We start from the raw sequence: 18,540 nt of genomic DNA, 5'->3' as shown, positions 1-18,540 counted from the left end.
CCAGATGAACACCCAGCAGCCGCTGCTCGAGGTCAAGGACCTCGAAGTCACCTTCCGCACTCAGAGCGGGACGGTCCAGGCCATCCGCAAGACCGGGTTCACCATGATGCCCGGTGAGACCGTCGCGATCGTCGGTGAGTCCGGATCCGGGAAGTCGACGACCGCGCATGCGATCATCAACCTCCTGCCCGGTACCGGCAAGATCAGCGGGGGCGAGATCCTCTTCGAGGGGCGCGACCTCTCGAAGCTGTCCCGCAACGAGATCGAGGACGTCCGCGGACGCCTGATCGGTTTCGTGCCCCAGGACCCGATGTCCAACCTGAACCCGGTGTGGAACATCGGCTTCCAGGTCGAGGAGGCCATCCGTGCCAACGGCATCGCCCAGGGCAAGAAGGCCGTGCGCGCCAAGGCGATCGAGGTGCTCCAGCAGGCCGGTCTCTCCGACGCCGACCGTCGCCTGAAGCAGTTCCCGCACCAGTTCTCCGGCGGTATGCGTCAGCGCGTGCTCATCGGTATCGGTCTGTCGTCGAGTCCGAAGCTGCTCATCGCGGACGAGCCCACCTCGGCGCTCGACGTCACGGTCCAGCGGAAGATCCTCGACCACCTCGAGAGCCTGACCCGCGACAGCGGCACGGCGCTGCTCTTCATCACGCACGACCTCGGCCTCGCCGCCGAGCGCGCTGAGAAGCTCATCGTCATGTACAAGGGGCAGATCGTCGAGGCCGGTCCGTCGGTCGAGATCCTGCAGAACCCGGTGCACCCGTACACGAAGCGGCTCGTCGCAGCGGCACCGAGCCTGGCTTCGCGTCGTATCCAGTCGGCGACCGGATCGCTCGAGACCCTCGACCATGAGGCTCCTGTCGGTTCGGAGGGCATCGACCTCATCGTCGCCGCCGAGCACCGTGCCGCAGCGCAGGCCGCCCAGCCGGACGCGGAAGCCGCGATCGTGGTCAAGGACCTCGAGAAGGTCTACAACATCCGCGGACAGAAGGCGGCTGAGCGTGAGCTCAAGGCCGTCGACGGCGTCTCGTTCGAGATCCCGAGGGGCACCACCATGGCGCTCGTCGGCGAGTCCGGATCCGGGAAGTCCACCGTGGCGAAGCTGCTCCTGCAGCTGGAGACGCCGACGTCCGGCCAGATCCGTATCGGTGGCAAGGCGATGGAGGGGCTCGATCGCAAGGGCCTCCTCGCGCTGCGCCGCAAGATGCAGCCGGTCTTCCAGGACCCCTACGGTTCCCTCGACCCGCTGCGGAACATCGGCAACACGATCGCTGAACCGCTCGTCACGCACAAGGTGGGCGACAAGGCCTCCCGCCGTGCTCGCGTCCTGGAGCTCCTCGACCAGGTCTCGCTGCCGCAGGCCGTCGCGACCCGGTACCCGAACGAGCTCTCCGGTGGACAGCGTCAGCGCATCGCGATCGCCCGTGCACTCGCGTTGAAGCCGGAGATCGTCGTCCTCGACGAGGCGGTGTCCGCGCTCGACGTCCTCGTCCAGGCGCAGATCCTGCAGTTGCTCGCCGACCTCCAGTCGGAGCTGCAGCTGACGTACCTCTTCATCACCCACGACCTCGCGGTCGTGCGCGTGATCGCCGACAACGTCGCGGTCATGCAGAAGGGGAAGATCGTCGAGGCGTCGACCACGGACGACGTCTTCGAGAACCCGAAGCAGCAGTACACGCGCGAACTCCTCGACGCCATCCCCGGCGCCGGGATCGAGCTCGCACTGTAACCCGCGCAGAACGCCGAAGGGCGGTGCCGCGGAGCGATCCGGGGCACCGCCCTTCGGCGTTTCAGGGGGGGGGCGTCCGCCGGCCGCTAGCCGAGGAGCGCCGAGGCGACGCCCCAGGCGAGGAGTGCCGCCGTGACGCCCAGGGCGACGACGTCCCAGCGCGAGGTGGCGAGGCGGTCGTCCTTCGGGTCGATCCGACCCCAGCGTTCGTGGGCACGGTCGATGAGGTCGACGGCAGTCGGACCCTCGTTGCCGGCACGACCGGGTCGGCGGACGCCCGCAGCGCGGTCCTGATGGTCGACCCCGCTTCGTCCGGCACGTCCGCCGATCATCGACGGGCGGTCGAGCCCGGCGCTCGGTGCGCCCCAGCTGGTGATCTTCCGCCCGTCCCGCAGGAGCACCGTGAGCTGGTAGCGGCTCGTCGCCTCCTCCATGCGCGACCAGGGGATGTCGTGGAGACGCCCGACGTTCACGACGGTCAGCTGCGACGGTTCGATGATGATGCACGGACGGACGAGGACGAGGTAGACCAGCCACACGACGAGGAGCTCCCACGGGAGCGCCTGGACCGCGAAGCCCCAGGCTCCACGGCTGACGGCGTCGATGATGAAGAAGACCATGAGCAGGGCGGTGACCCCGAGGATCCAGAAGCCGCTCGTGCTCCGCAGGGTGGTCCGATTGCCGGCGTTCGTCGCGTCGTTCACATCCACCATCCTTCCAGGCCGCCGACCCGCGGGGGCCGTGCTGCTCGATCAGGCGGTGACGAGCCGATCACTCTCCGCGTGGTGGCACGCCACGAGCCGTCCGTCGACCGGGCGCTCTCGTGGATCGTCGCGTTCGCAGACCGCCTGCTTGTCGGCCGGCAGCAGCTGGAACAGTGGGCACCGGCTCCGGAAACTGCAGCCGACCCGGTCGTCACTGGGGGAGGGGAGGTCGCCGTTCAGGAGGATGCGCTGCCGGCTGCGTTCGATCTCGGGGTCCGGGACCGGCACCGCGGAGAGGAGTGCCTGCGTGTACGGGTGCTTCGGGTCGTCGAAGATCGTGGCACTGGGTCCGTACTCGACGATGCGCCCGAGGTACATGACCGCCACGTCGTCGGCGATGTGCCGGACCACGGCGAGGTCGTGGGCGACGAAGAGGTACGAGAGTCCGAGTCGCTGCTTGAGGTCTTCGAGCAGGTTGATGACGCCCGCTTGGACGGAGACGTCGAGCGCGGAGACCGGCTCGTCGAGCACGAGGATCTTCGGTTCGACGACGAGCGCCCGGGCGATGCCGATGCGCTGTCGCTGGCCACCCGAGAACTCGTGCGGGTACCGGCCGGCGAAGGACGGCTCCAGGCCGACGAGTTCGAGCATGGCACCGACGCGGGAGCGGATCTCGGTGGGGGAGACCCCGTGGACGGTCAACGGTTCGCCGATGATGTCCTCGATCGTCATGCGCGGATCGAGCGAGGCCATCGGGTCCTGGAACACCACCTGGATGTCGCTGCGCAGCTTCCGGCGGTCGGGCTTCGACAGCGTCGCGGTGTCGACCCCGTTCACGCGGATGCTGCCGCCCTGCGTTCTGGCGAGTTCGAGGATCTCCATGATCGTCGTCGTCTTCCCGCAGCCGGACTCCCCGACGAGGCCGAGGGTGCGTCCGCGCTGCACACTGAACGAGACGCCGTCGACCGCGCGGACGGTGCCGATGTTGCGACGGAACACGACGCCCTTCGTGAGCGGGAAGGCGCGGGTCAGGTCGCGGACGTCGAGGACGGTCTCCTGGGCGACCTCGGCGACGAGCTCCTCCGGCACCTCGTCCGGCCGAGGGAAGATCTCCGGGCGGCGCAGCGATCCGTCGGCGATCTCGCCGGCGCGGATGCACGCCGCGGTGTGGTCGACCGAGGTCGTCGGGTCCTCGACGGGACCGTCGAGGACGGGGAGCAGCGCCGGTTCACCCTCGAGGCAGGCGGCCACGGCGATCGGGCAACGCGGGGCGAAGGGACAGCCGGTCGGCACGGTCGTCAGCAGCGGTGGGCGTCCCTCGAGTGGGACGAGTCGTTCCTGCTGGTTCGCGGCCATGTTCGGCATGGATCGCAGCAGACCGATCGTGTACGGCATGAGGGGTTCGCGGAACAACGGGACGACGGGTGCCGTCTCGACGATCCGGCCCGCATACATCACGGCGACCCGGTCGGCGTTGCCGGCGACGACACCGAGGTCGTGCGTGATGAGCACCACGGCGGCGCCGGTGATGTCCTTCGCCTTCTGGAGCACCTCGAGGATCTGCGCCTGGATGGTGACGTCGAGCGCGGTGGTCGGCTCGTCGGCGATGATCAGCTGCGGGTCGTTCGCGATGGCGATCGCGATCATGGCCCGCTGACGCATGCCGCCGGAGAACTCGTGCGGGAACGACTTCGCACGCCGCTCCGCGTTCGGGATGCCGACGATCTTCAGTAGTTCGACGGCCCGGGTCTCGGCGGCGCGCTGCGAGAGCGCGGAGTCGTGGAGGCGGAGCCCCTCGGCGATCTGCTGACCGATCGTGTAGACGGGTGTGAGGGCCGAGAGCGGGTCCTGGAAGATCATGGCGATGTCGCGCCCGCGGATCTTCGACAGTTCCTTGTCGGACTGGCCGAGCAGCTCGACGCCGTCGTAGCGGATGCTGCCGCTCACCTGCGCGTTGGTCGGGAGCAGCCCCATGACGGCCATCGAGGAGACGCTCTTGCCGGAGCCCGACTCGCCGACGATGCCGAGGAACTCGCCTCGCCGCACCTCGTAGGAGACACCGCGGACGGCGTGCACGGGCGTGCCGGCGTTGGGGAAGGTGACGGTGAGGTCGTCGACCTTGAGGAGCGGCGCTGTCGCCTGGGGGTCAGTCACGGTTGGCTCCTGAGGTCGGGTCGATGGCGTCGCGGAGGGCGTCGCCGAGGAGGCTCGAGGCGAGCACGGTGATGACGAGGATCGCTGCCGGGAAGACGAACAGCCAGGGCCGCGTCACGGCCGCACTCGCACCGGCGGCGAGCAGGGTGCCGAGCGAGACATCGGGTGCCTGGACGCCGAAGCCGAAGAAGCTCAGCGTCGTCTCCGACAGGATCGCCGCGCCGATGCCGAGCGTCGCGTCGATGATGAGGAGGCTCGCGACGTTCGGGATGATGTGCCGACGGATGATCGTGAACCCGGGGACGCCCATGAACCGGGCCGCTTTGACGTACTCGCGTTCGCGGAGCGACATCGTCTGCCCGCGGATGACGCGGGCGAGCACCATCCAGCCGAACAGGACGAGGAAGACGACGAGGGCGAGCCAGGAGAGCGACTTGAACGCCGGGCTGAGGAGCACGAGGAGGAAGAAGCCGGGGATGACGAGGAGCAGGTCGATGAGCCACACGATCGCCTTGTCCCAGACACCGCCGACGTAGCCGGCGATGGCCCCGACGAGTCCGGCGATGATCGCCGCCCCCGGGCCGACGATCAGGCCGATGACGATGGACTTCTGCAGCCCGACGAGCGTCTGTGCGTACACGTCCTGGCCGATGTTGTTGGTACCGAACCAGTGGTCGAGCGAGGGCGGCTGGCTGAAGGCGAGGCCGTCCTGGTCGGTGAACGACCAGGGGGAGAGCAGCGGGCCGATGAACGCCCAGAGGATGATGAAGAGGAGGACGCCGCCACCGATGCGGGCGCGCTTCGTGGCGAGCACCTTCCGCAGGATCGTGCGCCCGCGGGACTGCGGACGCTTGGGGGCGTCCGCCATCTTCTCCGGGTCGCCGACGGTGAGGGTCGAGGGGTCGGTCAGTGCCATGTCGTTACACCCGCACTCTCGGGTCGAGCGCCGCATAGATCACGTCGGAGAGCGTTCCGGCGATCAGGACGAGGATGGAGGTGAACAGGATGGTCCCGGCGGCGGCGTTGATGTCCGAGTTCGAGACGCTCGTGAGGAGGTACTCGCCCATGCCGTGCCAGCTGAAGACGTTCTCCGTCACACTCGCTCCGGTGAGGATGAGCCCGAAGGAGTAGGCGAAGAACGTCGACATCGGGATGAGCGCGACGCGGACACCGTGCCGGATGATCGCGGAACCGCGGGTCCGGCCCTTCGAACGCGCGGTCCGGATGTAGTCGGCGCTCATCACGTCGAGCATGGCGCTGCGCTGGTACCGCGAGTACGAGGCGACGGCGCCGACGGTGAGGGTGATGGTGGGCAACAGCAGATGCATCGCCCGGTCGCCGAACTGTGTCCAGAACCCGCCCTGGAGGCCGGCGGTGTACTCGCCGGTGAAGTTGATGACGTTCGTGCCGACCGCCTGGTTGAGGGACGTCGCGAGGATCATGAGCACGACGCCGATGACGAAGACGGGCATCGCGAGGATCGTGAACGAGGCGTAGGTGATGATCTGGTCGCTGGCACGGTACTGGCGGACCGCGCCCCACACGCCGAGGGCGACGCCGATGACCGCGCCGAGGATGGTGCCGATGACGAGGAGGCGGAGGCTCGTACCCGAGCGCTCGAAGATGTCGGCGGTGACCTGGGTGCCGCGCGTGCTGATCCCGAGGGAGCCGGTGGTCACCAGTTGCGTGACCCAGTCCCACAGGCGTTCGAGCAGCGGGACCTTCGGGTTCACACCCATCTTGTCCAGCGCCGCATCGATGGACGCCTGGGGGATGGGCGGGTTCTTCCCGAGGAACCGGGCCGACGGCTGGAGCGTCATGCTCACGAGCACGTAGCCCAGCATGGTGGCGATCGCGGAGAGGAACAGGTAGTTGACCAACCGCCGTGCAATGAACCCGATCATGTACCAGCCTTGCGAAGTCGTTGTGCGGGACCGCGTCGTCCCGTCAGCTGTGCTCCCCTCGTGGGGGTGGAGACACTGTAACCCCCAAGTGTCTGGAATCAGAAAACGACGCGTGTTCTCAGGAAACGAAACGTATGTTTCCGGCACGTGTTGCCGATAAATCGAAACGGTAACAATTCATCCCCACTTGTGGGGGATCCCCGGAGCGGGTGCAAGATGGTCCACATTGGCCTGCGCGCCTTCCGCTCCGCATCGGTGCGGCCTTGCGCAGTTACACGTCACGAAAGGTGGATCTCGATGAGTTCCAGAACACAGGGATCGAAGCGGCGCGGCGGGATGATCCTCGCCGGCGTCTCGATCGTCGCCCTCGCATTGACGGCTTGCACCGGAGGCGGTTCAGGCGGTGGCGGCTCGACGTCGAAGCCCGCCGAGCTGTCCGGCACCGGCTGGGAGCGCGCCGACGCCGACCAGATCGCCCAGGGCGGTTCGCTCAACCTCGCCGTCGACGCGATCCCCGCGAACTGGAACCTCTACAACCTCGACAGCGGCACCGTCGACGACCAGTTCCTCAGCAACCTGTACACACCGTCGTTCATCAACATCAAGGAGGACGGCACCTGGGAGGCGAACCCCGACTTCGCGACCTCCGTCGAGCTGAAGACCGAGGACCCGCAGGTCGTCGAGATCAAGATCAACCCGGACGCCGTCTGGTCGGACGGCACCGCCATGAGCGTCGACGATTTCGCCGCGACCTGGAAGTCGCTGAACGGCGTCGACCCCGCCTACGCGCCCACCGCCACGAACGTGTGGAAGGACATCGAGTCCGTCACCGCCGGCGACAGCCCGCAGGACGTCCTCATCACGTTCAAGAACAAGAACGCGGACTGGCCGTCGATCCTCGGCAACATCTGGCCGAAGTGGCTCGGCGCGACGCCGGAGTCCTTCAACACCCTCTGGGCGACCGGACCCTATGCGGCCGACGGCACGACCTACGTCTCCGGCGGTCCGTACATCGTCAGCAAGATCGACCAGACCGGCGCGGTCGTGACCTTCGAGCCCAACCCGAAGTGGTGGGGCGACAAGCCGAAGCTCGACAACATCATCTTCAAGCAGGTGTCCCGCTCGGGTCTCGCGCAGGCGTTCTCGAACAGTGAGATCGACGTCTTCAGCATCGGCTCGAACGCCGACAACTACGAGACGGCCAAGAAGCGCAGTGACGCCGAGATCCAGCGCTCGCGTGGAACGACGTACAACCACATCACCCTGAACGGCACGTCCGAGGTCCTGAGCGACCCCGAGGTCCGCCAGGCGTTCGCCAAGTCGATCAACCGTCAGACCATCGCCGAGGCCCGCCTCGCAGCGATCGACGCACCGACCGACCTGCTGAACAACCTCATCTTCCTCCCCGGCCAGGACGGCTACGAGGACGACGCCTCCAAGGTGCTCGGCTACGACATCGACGCCGCCAAGAAGCAGCTCGACGACGCCGGTTGGAAGGAAGGCAGCGGTGGCATCCGCGAGAAGGACGGCAAGAAGCTGACCGTCCGCTACGTCATCGACTCCGACAACCCGGTCTCGGCAGAGACGTCGCAGCAGGTCCAGGCCATGGTGAAGGAGTCCGGCTTCGACCTCCAGATCGACACCGTCCCGTCCGACGACTTCTTCACGAAGTACGTCACCACCGAGACCCGCGACTTCGACGCCGTGAGCTTCGCGTGGCAGGGCACCGCGTTCCCGATCTCGAGCACCGAGTCGATCTTCTACCCGGCCGACTCCGGGCAGAACTTCCCCGGCGTCACCGACGACTCGCTCGGCGAGCTCTGGGCGAGCGCCAACGCGGAGCTCGACCCCGACAAGCGCCTCGAGATCGCGAAGGAGATCGACAAGAAGATCGTCGCCCTCGCGACCACGCTGCCGCTGTTCCCGGTGCCGTACACCTACGGCGTCAAGACCGGCCTCGTGAACTACGGGCCGACCCAGTTCGAGACCATCGACTGGAAGAACGTGGGCTGGAAGAAGTAAGCATCAGCACGCGTTCGATCTGAACGCAGCCTCGACGGGCATCGGCGGGAAACCGCCGGTGCCCGTCGCCGTTCAGCCCCCGGCCAGGACTCCTGCGGTATGATGGTCCGTCGGCACCATCGTGCCCGAATCCCATCCACTTGAAGGAAGCCACCCTTTTATGGCGCTCGCCACTCGTTCCGATCTGCGCAATGTCGCGATCGTGGCCCACGTTGACCACGGCAAGACGACCCTCGTCGACGCCATGCTGCGACAGACCAACTCTTTCGCCGAACACGCCCACCTCGAAGAACGCGCCATGGACTCGAATGAGCTCGAGCGCGAAAAGGGCATCACCATCCTCGCCAAGAACACGGCGATCTCGTACAAGGGCGAACACGCCACCGACGGCCCGATCACGATCAACGTCATCGACACCCCGGGTCACGCCGACTTCGGTGGAGAGGTCGAGCGCGGCCTGTCCATGGTCGACGGCGTCGTCCTCCTCGTCGACGCGTCCGAGGGCCCCCTCCCGCAGACCCGCTTCGTGCTCCGCAAGGCGCTCGAGGCCAAGCTGCCCGTCATCCTCCTGGTCAACAAGACCGACCGTCCCGATGCGCGCATCGACGAGGTCGTCGTCGAGAGCCAGGACCTCCTCATCGGACTCGCCAGCGACATGGCCGACGACGTCCCCGACCTCGACCTCGACGCCATCCTCGACGTCCCGGTCGTGTACGCCTCGGGTAAGGCCGGCCGTGCGTCGTCCACCAAGCCCGCCAACGGCGAACTGCCCGACAGCGAGAACCTCGAGCCACTCTTCGAGGCCATCCTCGAGCACATCCCGGCTCCGCAGTACGACGACGAGCACCCGCTCCAGGCGCACGTCACGAACCTCGACGCCTCGCCGTTCCTCGGTCGCCTCGCGCTCCTGCGCATCTTCAACGGCACGTTGAAGAAGGGCCAGACGGTCGCCTGGGTCCGCCACGACGGCGACGTCCACAACGTCCGCGTCACCGAGCTCATGATCACGAAGGCGCTCGACCGCTACCCGGCCGAGAGCGCCGGCCCCGGCGACATCGTCGCCGTCGCCGGTTTCGCCGACATCATGATCGGCGACACCCTGGCCGACCCCGAGGACGTCCGCGCGCTGCCGGCCATCACGGTCGACGACCCGGCCATCTCGATGACGATCGGTACCAACACCTCGCCGCTCATGGGCAAGGTCAAGGGCCACAAGCTCACCGCACGCATGGTCAAGGACCGTCTCGACCGCGAGCTCATCGGTAACGTCTCACTCAAGGTCCTCGACATCGGTCGACCCGACGCGTGGGAGGTCCAGGGCCGTGGAGAGCTCGCGCTCGCCATCCTCGTCGAGCAGATGCGTCGCGAAGGCTACGAGCTCACCGTCGGCAAGCCGCAGGTGGTCACGAAGCGTATCGACGGCAAGGTCCACGAGCCGTACGAGCACCTGACCATCGACGCTCCGGAGGAGCACCTCGGCGCGATCACCCAGCTCCTGGCGGCGCGCAAGGGTCGCATGGAGAACATGTCGAACCACGGCACCGGCTGGGTCCGCATGGAGTTCATCGTCCCGTCGCGCGGCCTCATCGGCTTCCGCTCCGAGTTCCTCACCGCCACGCGCGGTACCGGCATCGCCAACGCGCTCGCACACGGCTACGGCGAGTGGGCCGGCGCGATCACGACGCGCAACAACGGCTCGATCGTCGCCGACCGCTCCGGCGTCGTCACCCCCTTCGCGATCATCGCGCTGCAGGAGCGCATGTCGTTCTTCGTGCAGCCGACCGAAGAGGTCTACGAAGGCATGGTCATCGGCGAGAACTCGCGCAACGACGACATGGACGTCAACATCACCAAGGAGAAGAAGCTGACCAACATGCGTCAGTCTTCGGCCGACAACTTCGAATCGATGACGCCGCCGCGCGTCCTCACGCTCGAGGAGAGCCTCGAGTTCGCCCGCGAGGACGAGTGCGTCGAGGTCACGCCCGAGCACGTGCGCATCCGCAAGGTCGAGCTCGACGCTCAGGCCCGCCAGCGCAGCTACTCGCGTCTCAAGAAGCAGTCCGAGTAGGCAGTAGCCGCTCCAACCCGATGCCCGGTCCTCTCAGGAAGACCGGGCATCAGGTCGTTAAGCTGATCGCATGCGCCGACCCGCCTCCCTCGCCCTGCTGGCCGCCCTCGTCCTCGCGCCGACGCTCGCCGGGTGCAGCGTCATCGAGTCGACCGTCAAGGACTCCGTCGAGCAGGGCATCCGCGACGCCACCGGTGGCGACTTCGACGTGAACCTCGACGAGGGGCTGCCGGACGGATACCCCGTCGACGCGGTCCCGGTGGTCGACGGCACGGTCAACGGTGGACGTGGGACGGTCGACGGCAAGGACACCTTCGTCGTCACGGTGCAGGCGACCGACGCCGCCACCGCAGCCAAGGACGCGCTCGTCGTGGCGGGCTTCACGATCGACGGGGAGATCGCGAACGGCGACGGTTCGATCGTGACGCTGTCGACGACGGCCTATGACGTGAAGCTCGTCGCCTCGGCGGACAGCATCCTCTACACGGTGACGGTCAAGTAGCACTTCGACAGGCTCAGTGACCGGTCAGGGAGGGCTCAGTGACCGGGGGTCAGCGACCGGACGTGTCCTACGCGAAGAGCGTCTCGCCGACCCAGCCGTCCTTGCTCGCGCCCGGGGGCACCGCGAAGATCGCCGACCCGACGTGCTTGATGTACTCGTTGAGCGCATCGGTGGCCAGCGCGCGCTGCACGTCGATGAACTGCTTCGGCGATCGCTGGTACGACATGAAGAACAGTCCGGCGTTCAACCGCCCGAGGTCGTCGTTGCCGTCGACGAAGTTGTATCCGCGTCGCAGGAGCTTCGTGCCCTTGAGCTGGGTCGGGTGCGCCAGGCGCACGTGTGAGTGCTTGTCGATGAGCGGCTGATCCGTTGCTCCGACCGCATCGAAGTCGGGCTCGGTGAACTCCTTACCGCCCGACAGCGGTGCGCCCTCGCCCTTGCTCCGACCGATGACGCGCTCCTGCTCCTGGAGCTGCGCGCGGTCCCAGGTCTCGATGATCATGCGGATCTTGCGGACCACGAGGTAGGAACCACCGCTCAGCCAGGCGGCGCTGTCTCCGTCCTGGACCCACACCTGCTCCTCGACCGTCTTGGTCTCCTCGGACTTGACGTTCGCGGTGCCGTCTTTGAACCCGAACAGGTTGCGCGGGGTGACCTGGCTGGTGGAGGTCGACGAGGTGCGACCGAAGCCGAGCTGCGACCAGCGGATGGAGGCACGTCCGAACGCGATGCGGCTCAGGTTGCGGATCGCGTGCACGGCGACCTGCGGGTCGTCGGCACACGCCTGGATGCAGAGGTCGCCGCCGGTGAGGCCCGCCTGGAGGTTGTCGCCCGTGAAGCGGGGGAGCTTCTCCAACTCGGCCGGGCGACGGTCGGCGATGCCGAACCGGTCCGCGCCGTCCTCGGCGGTGAAGAGCGTGGGTCCGAACCCGAAGGTGATCGTGAGCCCGCTGGCGGGCAGCCCGAGCGCTTCTCCGGTGTCGACCGGGGGAGCGAGCGGGGAGCCGTCAACGGCACCGCCGTCGGCGACCTCCTTCCCCTGCGTCATGCGTGCCGCGGCGACACTCCAGTCCTGGAGCAACTCGATGAGCTCCTCCCGGGTGGTCCCAGCCGACACGTCGTACGCGGCGAAGTGCAGGCGGTCCTGCGCCGGCGTCGTGATCCCGCTCTGGTGGGCGCCGTTGAACGGGTAGACCGTCGTGACGCCCGCGGCACTCGCCGAGGCGCTGACGGCGGCGGTGATGGCCGCGGTCGCCCCGGCTCCGGCCGCCAGCCCTGCGGCGCCCGCTCCGGCGAGGCCGAACAGCGCCCGGCGCGATAGCCCGCGCCGCGGGGCGTCGCTCGGCGGTGCGGACGTGGCGCCGGGTCCAGTCGCGGTGGGCGTCGATCCTGCCTCGGGTGCAGGCGTGGCGGGGGGAGTGTGCTCGGTCATCGGACCTCATGCTATTCAGGGATGGCTGGAAGGCCGCAGGGCCGGAACCCCCAGAATGCTCTGAGCGGTTCCGGCCCGGCGCGCCGCGGAGGGGGCGGTGGATCCGTTCGGTGCTACTCGGCGACGCCGAGCACCGTGTGGGTGAGCTGCGACAGCGGCTCGGAGAGGGCGTTCACCTGGTCGGAGAGCTCCTTGCGCTGCTCCTCGGTGACGGTGTCGTAGCTCACGAAGCCGCTGTCGAGGCTGCCGTACTTCGCGAGCAGGTCCTGCAGCGCCGTGAACTCGGTCTCGATCTGGCCGACGAGCTTCGTGCCCGCGTCGCCCTTGCTCGCGGCGATGTCCTTGACGTTGCCGAACGCGACCTCGGCTCCCTGCACGTTGGCCGCGAAGTCGTAGAGGTCGGTGTGGGACCACCAGTCCTCCTCGCCGGAGATCTTGCCGACGGCGACCTCGTCGAGGAGACCGATGGCGCCGTTCGAGATGTCGCCGAGGCTCACGGTGAAGTCCTTCTCGGAGACGAGGTCGAACAGCTGCTGCACGTCGTCGACGAGACCGGTGGCGAACTGCTGGCGCTGTTCCGGCGTCGACGGCGTCCAGTCCGTCAGCGCGCTCGTGCCGTCCGAGTTCAGCGCGTCGGCTGCCGGCGGCCAGAGGTCCTTCTCGATCCGGTGGAAGCCGGTCCAGTCGAGTCCTTCAGCCACGGCGTCGACCTCGCGGTAGTCGATCTTCGGGTCGAGGTCGCCGAACGCCTCGGCCGTCGGCTCGATGCGTTCGTACGAGACGCGCGTCGTCGCGAACAGCTGACGGGCGGTCTCGTCGTCGCCGGCGGCGTACGCGTCGGTGAAGGCCTTCACCTGCGGCACGAGTTCGGCCACCTGCGACTTGATGTAGGCGACGTAGTTCGTCACGGCCTGGTCAGTGAGCGCCTGCTCGTCCTTCGAGACGGCGGCGTTCTCGCCCGTCACGGTGAACTCGGCGAGGCCGACCGGTGCGCCGACGAGCTGGAACTTGCAGGCCGTGTAGTAGGTGCCGGGGTTCAGCTGTGCGACGTAGGACACCGTCTGGCCCGGCGTCACGTTCTCCTTCTCGCCGACGATGCGCAGCTTGTCCGAGGCGAGGATCTCGAACTCGTTGACGTCGGTGCCGTTGTTGGTGATCGAGAAGGTCACGGCACCGGCCGTCGCCTTCGCCACGGACACGGAGCACGAGTCGTCGGTGATGGCGACGGTGAGTGCGTCGCTTCCCGTCTTGTTCGGGACGCATCCCGTGAGGGCGAGGGCGAGGACGCCCGCGCCGGCGAGGCCGGCGATGATGCGGTGCTGCATGGAGACTCCTGTCGGAAGGTGCTGGTGCTGGTGCTGGTGCTGGTGCTGGTGCAGGTGATTGGTTCGTGGTGGGTCGGGGCTGGTCAGACGTTCGTCGTGACCGGTTTCGTGACGGAGGTCGGGCGCCGACGGCCGAGACCCGAGACCCGGATGAAGCAGACGAGCGTGACGACGAGGTACAGCAGCCACGCACCGAACTGCGCCCAGGTCGGGGCAGGGGTGAAGTTGAAGAGCCCGCCGAGGACGGTGCCGTACCAGCTCGTCGGAGGGACGACGGCGCTCAGGTCGAAGGCGGCCTGGCCCCAGCCGGGGATGACGCCCGCCTCCTGGAGGTCGCCGACGCCGTAGGCGAGGACGCCGGCAGCCACGACGACGAGGAAGAGGCCGGTCCACGTGAAGAAGGTCCCGAGGTTGATCCGGACGAACCCGCGGTAGATGAGATACGCGATGACGACGGAGGTGAGGATGCCGAGGAGCGCGCCGATCGAGCCGACGACGGCGTTCTCGCCGGAGTTGACGCTCGCCCAGATGAACAGAGCGGTCTCGATCCCCTCGCGGCCGACGCTGATGAAACCGAGCACGATGATCCCGATCGCCGACCCGGCGACGGCGGCGTCGAGTCGTGACTCGAGGTCGTGCTTGAGCTCTCGGGCGTTGCGCCCCATCCAGAAGATCATCCAGGTGACGAGCCCGACGGCCAGGATGGACAGTCCGCCGCCGAGGATCTCCTGCGCCTGGAAGCTCAGCCCGTACGGTCCCCAGGTGAGGATGGCACCGACGCCGAGCGAGACGACGATCGCGACGGCGACGCCGAGCCACAACCTGGGGAGGACGTCCCGGCGGCCGAGCTTGTTCAGGTAGGCGACGAGGATGCCGACGATGAGGCCGGCTTCGAGGCCTTCGCGGAGGCCGATGAGGTAGTTCGCGAGCACGTGACCGGACTTTCGGGCGTCGAGCAGGCGGTCGCCCGGGGGAGGCCGTCGTCTGCGGGGTGGGGATGCATCCGAGGGCGCGCCGGGCGGGGACCGTGGTCCGGGCGGGGCGCTGCGACTTCGGAACGCGGTTGGGTAAGGCTAACCTTATCCGACGTCGACCATAGCGCCTGACACCGAGGGTGTCCAGATACAATCGGCGGATGACCGATCCGGCCCCCGACCCCAGCCTCCCAGACGGCCGCACGGTCGGCGACGACCGCTGGTTCCCGCCGACACCGCCGCAGCCGGACGCACCGCACGAGCCGTCCACGGCGTCGCGGGTGATCGGGATCGTCCTCGCGTTCCTCGTCGGTCTGGCGTACGGCGCCATCGGCACGGTCGCGCACGCCTGGGCGCCCTCCGTCCTCGGTGTCGCTCTCCCGGTCGGGCTGGTGCTCGGCATCCTCGGTGTGGCCATGCTCCTGGTCGGACTCCGGATCGTCCTGGGAGACCGGCTCGCAGCGTCGGCAGCGGCGCTCGGGGTCATCCTCATGATCGGGATCCTGCTGCTCGAGAGCACCGGTGGCTCCGTCCTCATCCCGCAGAGCGTCTCGGGCCTCGTCTGGACCATCGCCCCCGGCCTCATCGCCGTCCTCGTCGTGGCGTGGCCGAAGCTCCCGGAGCGCGCCCGCAAGCGCGACGACCGTCCCGCGGGACCGACGCCCGAACCGCTCCCCGTCTCGCCGCAGGCGTAGACTGGACAACTCAGTGCTCGTGAAGGGAGCCACCCGCCCGTGACCTACGTGATCGCCCTGCCGTGCGTCGATGTCAAGGACCGCGCCTGCATCGACGAATGCCCCGTCGACTGCATCTACGAGGGTGAACGGTCGCTCTACATCCACCCCGACGAATGCGTCGACTGCGGTGCGTGCGAGCCGGTCTGCCCGGTGGAGGCCATCTACTACGAGGACGACCTTCCCGAGGAGTGGGCGGACTACTACAAGGCCAATGTCGAGTTCTTCGACGAGATCGGTTCCCCGGGTGGGGCCGCGAAGGTCGGCGTGATCCCCTCGGACCACCCGCTCATCGCCGCGATGCCGCCACAAGCCCACGAGTAGTCGCGTGGCACTGCAGCCGCTGCCCGACTACCCCTGGGACCTCATGGTCCCGTATGCGGAGCAGGCCCGTCGGCACCCCGACGGCATCGTCGACCTCTCGATCGGTTCGCCGGTCGATCCCACTCCCGGCCTCATCCGGGATGCGCTCCGGGCGGCAACGGACGCGCATGCGTACCCGACCACGGTCGGCACGCCCGAACTCCGGCAGGCGATCGTCGACTGGTTCGCGCGCCGTCGTGGTGTCGAGGGGCTCACCCTCGACGCCGTCCTCCCGACGATCGGCTCGAAGGAACTCGTCGCGCTGCTCGCCTTCCTCCTCGGCCTGGGCGCCGGCGACACCGTGGTCCACCCCGTGGCCGCCTACCCGAGCTACGCGGTCGGCGCGGCGATCGCCGGAGCCGAGGCGTTCGCGTCCGACGACCCCGCCGAATGGCCGGAGAGCACCCGGCTGGTCTGGCTGAATTCCCCCGGCAACCCCGACGGTCGTGTCCTGTCGGTCGACGAGCTGCGGGCAGCCCGAGCCAGAGCCCGCGAACTGGGCGCCGTCCTCGTGGGCGACGAATGCTACGCGGAACTCGGCTGGGAGGGGGAGTGGTCCGACACGCCGACCCCGTCCGTGCTCGATCCACGCGTGACCGACGGCGACACCGAGGGCGTCCTCGCGATCTACTCCCTGAGCAAGCAGTCCAACCTCGCCGGCTACCGTGCCGCGTTCCTCGCGGGCGACGAGCGCCTGGTGCGTCGGCTGGTCACCGTCCGGAAGCACGCGGGTCTGATGCTGCCGGCCCCGCTGCAGGCCGCCATGGTCGCGGCGCTCGGCGACGACGCCCACGTCGCGGAGCAGAAGGCCCGGTACCGCGCCCGCCGTGAGGTGCTGCTCCCGGCCGTCCGCGAGGCCGGGTTCCGGGTCGATCGCAGCGAGGCGGGACTGTACCTGTGGATCACCGAGGGCCAGGACGCCTGGGTGAGTATCGACCGCTTGGCGTCGATCGGTGTCCTTGCTGGCCCGGGGGTGTTCTACGGCGAGGCCGGGCCGCAGCACGTGCGGCTCTCCCTGACCGCCACCGACGAGCGCATCGCGGCCGCCGCGGCCAGACTTCGGGGCCTCCGCCCGATTTCGGGGTGAACTCCAAGGAAGTCGCCGGATCACTGTGGGAAACAACAGTTGGGTCCGAAGCCGATTAGGCTGTATGTGACACGCCGTCGTATCGGAGGGCGATGTCGAGTCCCTATCGCACGAAGATATGAGGAGGCGCCGTGGGCGACGTCGAGAAACAGGCTTCCACCGAGACGCATCAGGTCACCCTGAACTACCCCGGCGGAACGGCCGAATTCCCGATCCACCAGTCAGCCCAGGGCGCGTCGAGTATCGACATCTCCTCGCTCACGCGGCAGACCGGCCTGACCACACTCGACTACGGGTTCGTCAACACCGCGGCGACCAAGTCGGCCATCACGTACATCGACGGCGATCAGGGCATCCTGCGCTACCGCGGCTACCCGATCGAGCAGCTCGCCAAGCAGTCGACCTTCCTCGAGGTCGCCTGGCTGCTCATCCACGGGGAGCTCCCGACGGCCGACGAACTCGGCGGATTCGACGAGAAGATCCGGCGCCACACGCTCCTCCACGAGGACCTCAAGCGGTTCTTCTCCGCGCTCCCGCACACGGCCCACCCGATGGCCGTCCTGTCGAGCGCCCTGCAGGCCATGTCGACCTACTACGAGTCGGACGCCAATCCGCACGATCCCGACCACGTCGAGCTCACGACCGTCCGCATGCTCGCGAAGCTGCCGGTGATCGCGGCCTACGCGCACAAGAAGTCGGTCGGGCAGGCGTTCCTCTACCCCGACAACTCGCTGAGCTTCGTCGACAACTTCCTCAAGCTGAACTTCGGCAACCTCGCCGAGCCCTACGAGATCGATCCCGTCCTGTCGAAGGCGCTCGACCTCCTGCTCATCCTGCACGAGGACCACGAGCAGAACGCCTCGACTTCCACGGTCCGCCTCGTCGGCTCGACCGGAGCGAACCTCTACGCCTCGGTGTCCGCCGGTATCAACGCCCTGTCGGGTCCGCTGCACGGTGGCGCGAACGAGGCTGTCCTGCAGATGCTCGGCCGGATCCAGGAGTCCGGCGAGGGCGTGCAGCGCTTCGTCGACCGCGTGAAGAACAAGGAAGACGGCGTGAAGCTCATGGGCTTCGGGCACCGCGTCTACAAGAACTACGACCCGCGCGCCAAGCTCGTCAAGGAGAGCGCCGGCGAGGTGCTCCGTGCCCTCGGTATCAACGACCCGCTGCTCGACCTCGCTCAGGAGCTCGAGCAGATCGCCCTCGAGGACGACTACTTCAAGGAGCGCAAGCTCTACCCGAACGTCGACTTCTACACCGGCGTCATCTACAAGGCGATGGGCTTCCCGACGCGGATGTTCACGGTGCTCTTCGCCATCGGACGCCTGCCCGGATGGATCGCCCACTGGCGTGAGATGAACCTCGACCCGCAGACCAAGATCGGGCGCCCGCAGCAGCTGTACACGGGTTCGCCCGAGCGTCCCTTCCCGACGCGCTAGTCCCGTAGGCTCCTGAGCCTGTCGAAGGGTGGTTCCTGAACCTGTCGAAGGGCGGCCCCGCATCCACCTCGGATGCGGGGCCGTTCTGTGTTCGGAGACGCCG

At 67.9% G+C, this 18,540-nt stretch carries 15 protein-coding genes; 8 read left to right on the top strand and 7 right to left on the bottom strand.

Going from position 1 to position 18,540, the window contains the following annotated elements; genetic code table 11:
* Positions 1-4 precede the first annotated feature (4 nt).
* Positions 5-1,729 carry an ABC transporter ATP-binding protein gene (locus BIU99_RS10165; protein ID WP_064296416.1) on the top strand — a complete coding sequence of 575 codons (1,725 nt, stop codon included), beginning with the start codon at positions 5-7 and terminating at the stop codon, positions 1,727-1,729.
* A gap of 86 nt (positions 1,730-1,815) precedes the next feature.
* On the opposite strand, the gene BIU99_RS10160 is transcribed toward BIU99_RS10165, so the two are convergent.
* The 4 genes from BIU99_RS10160 to BIU99_RS10145 are packed head-to-tail and all read right to left on the bottom strand — an operon-like array spanning position 1,816 to position 6,491.
* On the bottom strand, positions 1,816-2,433 hold the full coding sequence (locus tag BIU99_RS10160) for a hypothetical protein (protein WP_071261044.1): 618 nt from the start codon (positions 2,431-2,433) through the stop codon (positions 1,816-1,818).
* A gap of 48 nt (positions 2,434-2,481) precedes the next feature.
* Complete coding sequence (locus tag BIU99_RS10155) at positions 2,482-4,587, bottom strand: ABC transporter ATP-binding protein (RefSeq protein ID WP_071261043.1); 2,106 nt, start codon at positions 4,585-4,587, stop codon at positions 2,482-2,484.
* Positions 4,580-5,503: an ABC transporter permease gene (locus BIU99_RS10150; RefSeq protein WP_079002099.1), complete on the bottom strand. Its 924-nt coding sequence runs from the start codon at positions 5,501-5,503 to the stop codon at positions 4,580-4,582. Before BIU99_RS10150 ends, BIU99_RS10155 begins: the two co-directional genes overlap by 8 nt.
* Before the next feature lie 4 nt (positions 5,504-5,507).
* Positions 5,508-6,491 carry an ABC transporter permease gene (locus BIU99_RS10145; protein ID WP_064296413.1) on the bottom strand — a complete coding sequence of 328 codons (984 nt, stop codon included), beginning with the start codon at positions 6,489-6,491 and terminating at the stop codon, positions 5,508-5,510.
* Between the two features lie 297 nt (positions 6,492-6,788).
* On the opposite strand from BIU99_RS10145, the gene BIU99_RS10140 reads away from it, so the two are divergent.
* The 3 genes from BIU99_RS10140 to BIU99_RS10130 all read left to right on the top strand — a co-directional run bounded on the left by BIU99_RS10140 (position 6,789) and on the right by BIU99_RS10130 (position 11,083).
* Positions 6,789-8,513 (top strand): ABC transporter family substrate-binding protein, encoded by a 1,725-nt coding sequence (locus BIU99_RS10140; protein WP_158596550.1) that lies wholly within the window; start codon positions 6,789-6,791, stop codon positions 8,511-8,513.
* Between the two features lie 160 nt (positions 8,514-8,673).
* Positions 8,674-10,581, top strand: coding sequence for a translational GTPase TypA (gene typA, locus BIU99_RS10135; protein WP_064296411.1), 1,908 nt, complete (start codon positions 8,674-8,676; stop codon positions 10,579-10,581).
* 70 nt (positions 10,582-10,651) lie between these two features.
* Positions 10,652-11,083 (top strand): hypothetical protein, encoded by a 432-nt coding sequence (locus tag BIU99_RS10130; protein WP_071261041.1) that lies wholly within the window; start codon positions 10,652-10,654, stop codon positions 11,081-11,083.
* 67 nt (positions 11,084-11,150) lie between these two features.
* Here BIU99_RS10130 and efeB read toward each other — a convergent pair whose 3' ends face one another.
* The 3 genes from efeB to efeU all read right to left on the bottom strand — a co-directional run bounded on the left by efeB (position 11,151) and on the right by efeU (position 14,772).
* The gene (gene efeB, locus BIU99_RS10125; protein WP_071261040.1) at positions 11,151-12,515 is read right to left on the bottom strand and encodes an iron uptake transporter deferrochelatase/peroxidase subunit; all 1,365 of its coding nucleotides are present in this window, start codon (positions 12,513-12,515) and stop codon (positions 11,151-11,153) included.
* 113 nt (positions 12,516-12,628) lie between these two features.
* Positions 12,629-13,840 carry an iron uptake system protein EfeO gene (gene efeO, locus BIU99_RS10120; RefSeq protein ID WP_071261039.1) on the bottom strand — a complete coding sequence of 404 codons (1,212 nt, stop codon included), beginning with the start codon at positions 13,838-13,840 and terminating at the stop codon, positions 12,629-12,631.
* 83 nt (positions 13,841-13,923) lie between these two features.
* Positions 13,924-14,772: an iron uptake transporter permease EfeU gene (efeU, locus tag BIU99_RS10115; protein WP_071261037.1), complete on the bottom strand. Its 849-nt coding sequence runs from the start codon at positions 14,770-14,772 to the stop codon at positions 13,924-13,926.
* A gap of 203 nt (positions 14,773-14,975) precedes the next feature.
* Here efeU and BIU99_RS10110 point away from each other — a divergent pair, with 203 nt between their 5' ends.
* The 4 genes from BIU99_RS10110 (at position 14,976) to BIU99_RS10095 (ending at position 18,437) form a co-directional block, all read left to right on the top strand.
* Positions 14,976-15,509, top strand: coding sequence for a hypothetical protein (locus BIU99_RS10110; RefSeq protein ID WP_082916169.1), 534 nt, complete (start codon positions 14,976-14,978; stop codon positions 15,507-15,509).
* A 39-nt stretch (positions 15,510-15,548) separates the two neighbouring features.
* Entirely contained in the window at positions 15,549-15,872 is a 324-nt protein-coding gene (fdxA, locus tag BIU99_RS10105) for a ferredoxin (protein WP_071261035.1), read from the top strand.
* 4 nt (positions 15,873-15,876) lie between these two features.
* Positions 15,877-16,998, top strand: a complete 1,122-nt coding sequence (gene dapC, locus BIU99_RS10100) for a succinyldiaminopimelate transaminase (RefSeq protein ID WP_071261033.1) — start codon at positions 15,877-15,879, stop codon at positions 16,996-16,998.
* A 179-nt stretch (positions 16,999-17,177) separates the two neighbouring features.
* Positions 17,178-18,437, top strand: coding sequence for a citrate synthase (locus tag BIU99_RS10095; RefSeq protein ID WP_064296340.1), 1,260 nt, complete (start codon positions 17,178-17,180; stop codon positions 18,435-18,437).
* Positions 18,438-18,540 lie beyond the last annotated feature (103 nt).

Source organism: Plantibacter sp. MMLR14_011 (assembly GCF_001865025.1).
In the GTDB taxonomy this organism is placed as follows: Bacteria; Actinomycetota; Actinomycetes; order Actinomycetales; family Microbacteriaceae; genus Plantibacter; species Plantibacter flavus_A.
This window is presented reverse-complemented; position numbering and strand designations above follow the sequence as displayed.

Excerpts from the sequence above, each read along its gene's own strand:
- typA (WP_064296411.1), top strand. The coding sequence starts at position 8,674 with ATGGCGCTCGCCACTCGTTCCGATCTGCGCAATGTCGCGATCGTGGCC.
- BIU99_RS10150 (WP_079002099.1), bottom strand. The coding sequence starts at position 5,503 with ATGGCACTGACCGACCCCTCGACCCTCACCGTCGGCGACCCGGAGAAG.
- BIU99_RS10140 (WP_158596550.1), top strand. The coding sequence starts at position 6,789 with ATGAGTTCCAGAACACAGGGATCGAAGCGGCGCGGCGGGATGATCCTC.
- efeO (WP_071261039.1), bottom strand. The coding sequence starts at position 13,840 with ATGCAGCACCGCATCATCGCCGGCCTCGCCGGCGCGGGCGTCCTCGCC.
- BIU99_RS10165 (WP_064296416.1), top strand. The coding sequence starts at position 5 with ATGAACACCCAGCAGCCGCTGCTCGAGGTCAAGGACCTCGAAGTCACC.
- efeB (WP_071261040.1), bottom strand. The coding sequence starts at position 12,515 with ATGACCGAGCACACTCCCCCCGCCACGCCTGCACCCGAGGCAGGATCG.
- BIU99_RS10130 (WP_071261041.1), top strand. The coding sequence starts at position 10,652 with ATGCGCCGACCCGCCTCCCTCGCCCTGCTGGCCGCCCTCGTCCTCGCG.
- BIU99_RS10110 (WP_082916169.1), top strand. The coding sequence starts at position 14,976 with ATGACCGATCCGGCCCCCGACCCCAGCCTCCCAGACGGCCGCACGGTC.
- BIU99_RS10145 (WP_064296413.1), bottom strand. The coding sequence starts at position 6,491 with ATGATCGGGTTCATTGCACGGCGGTTGGTCAACTACCTGTTCCTCTCC.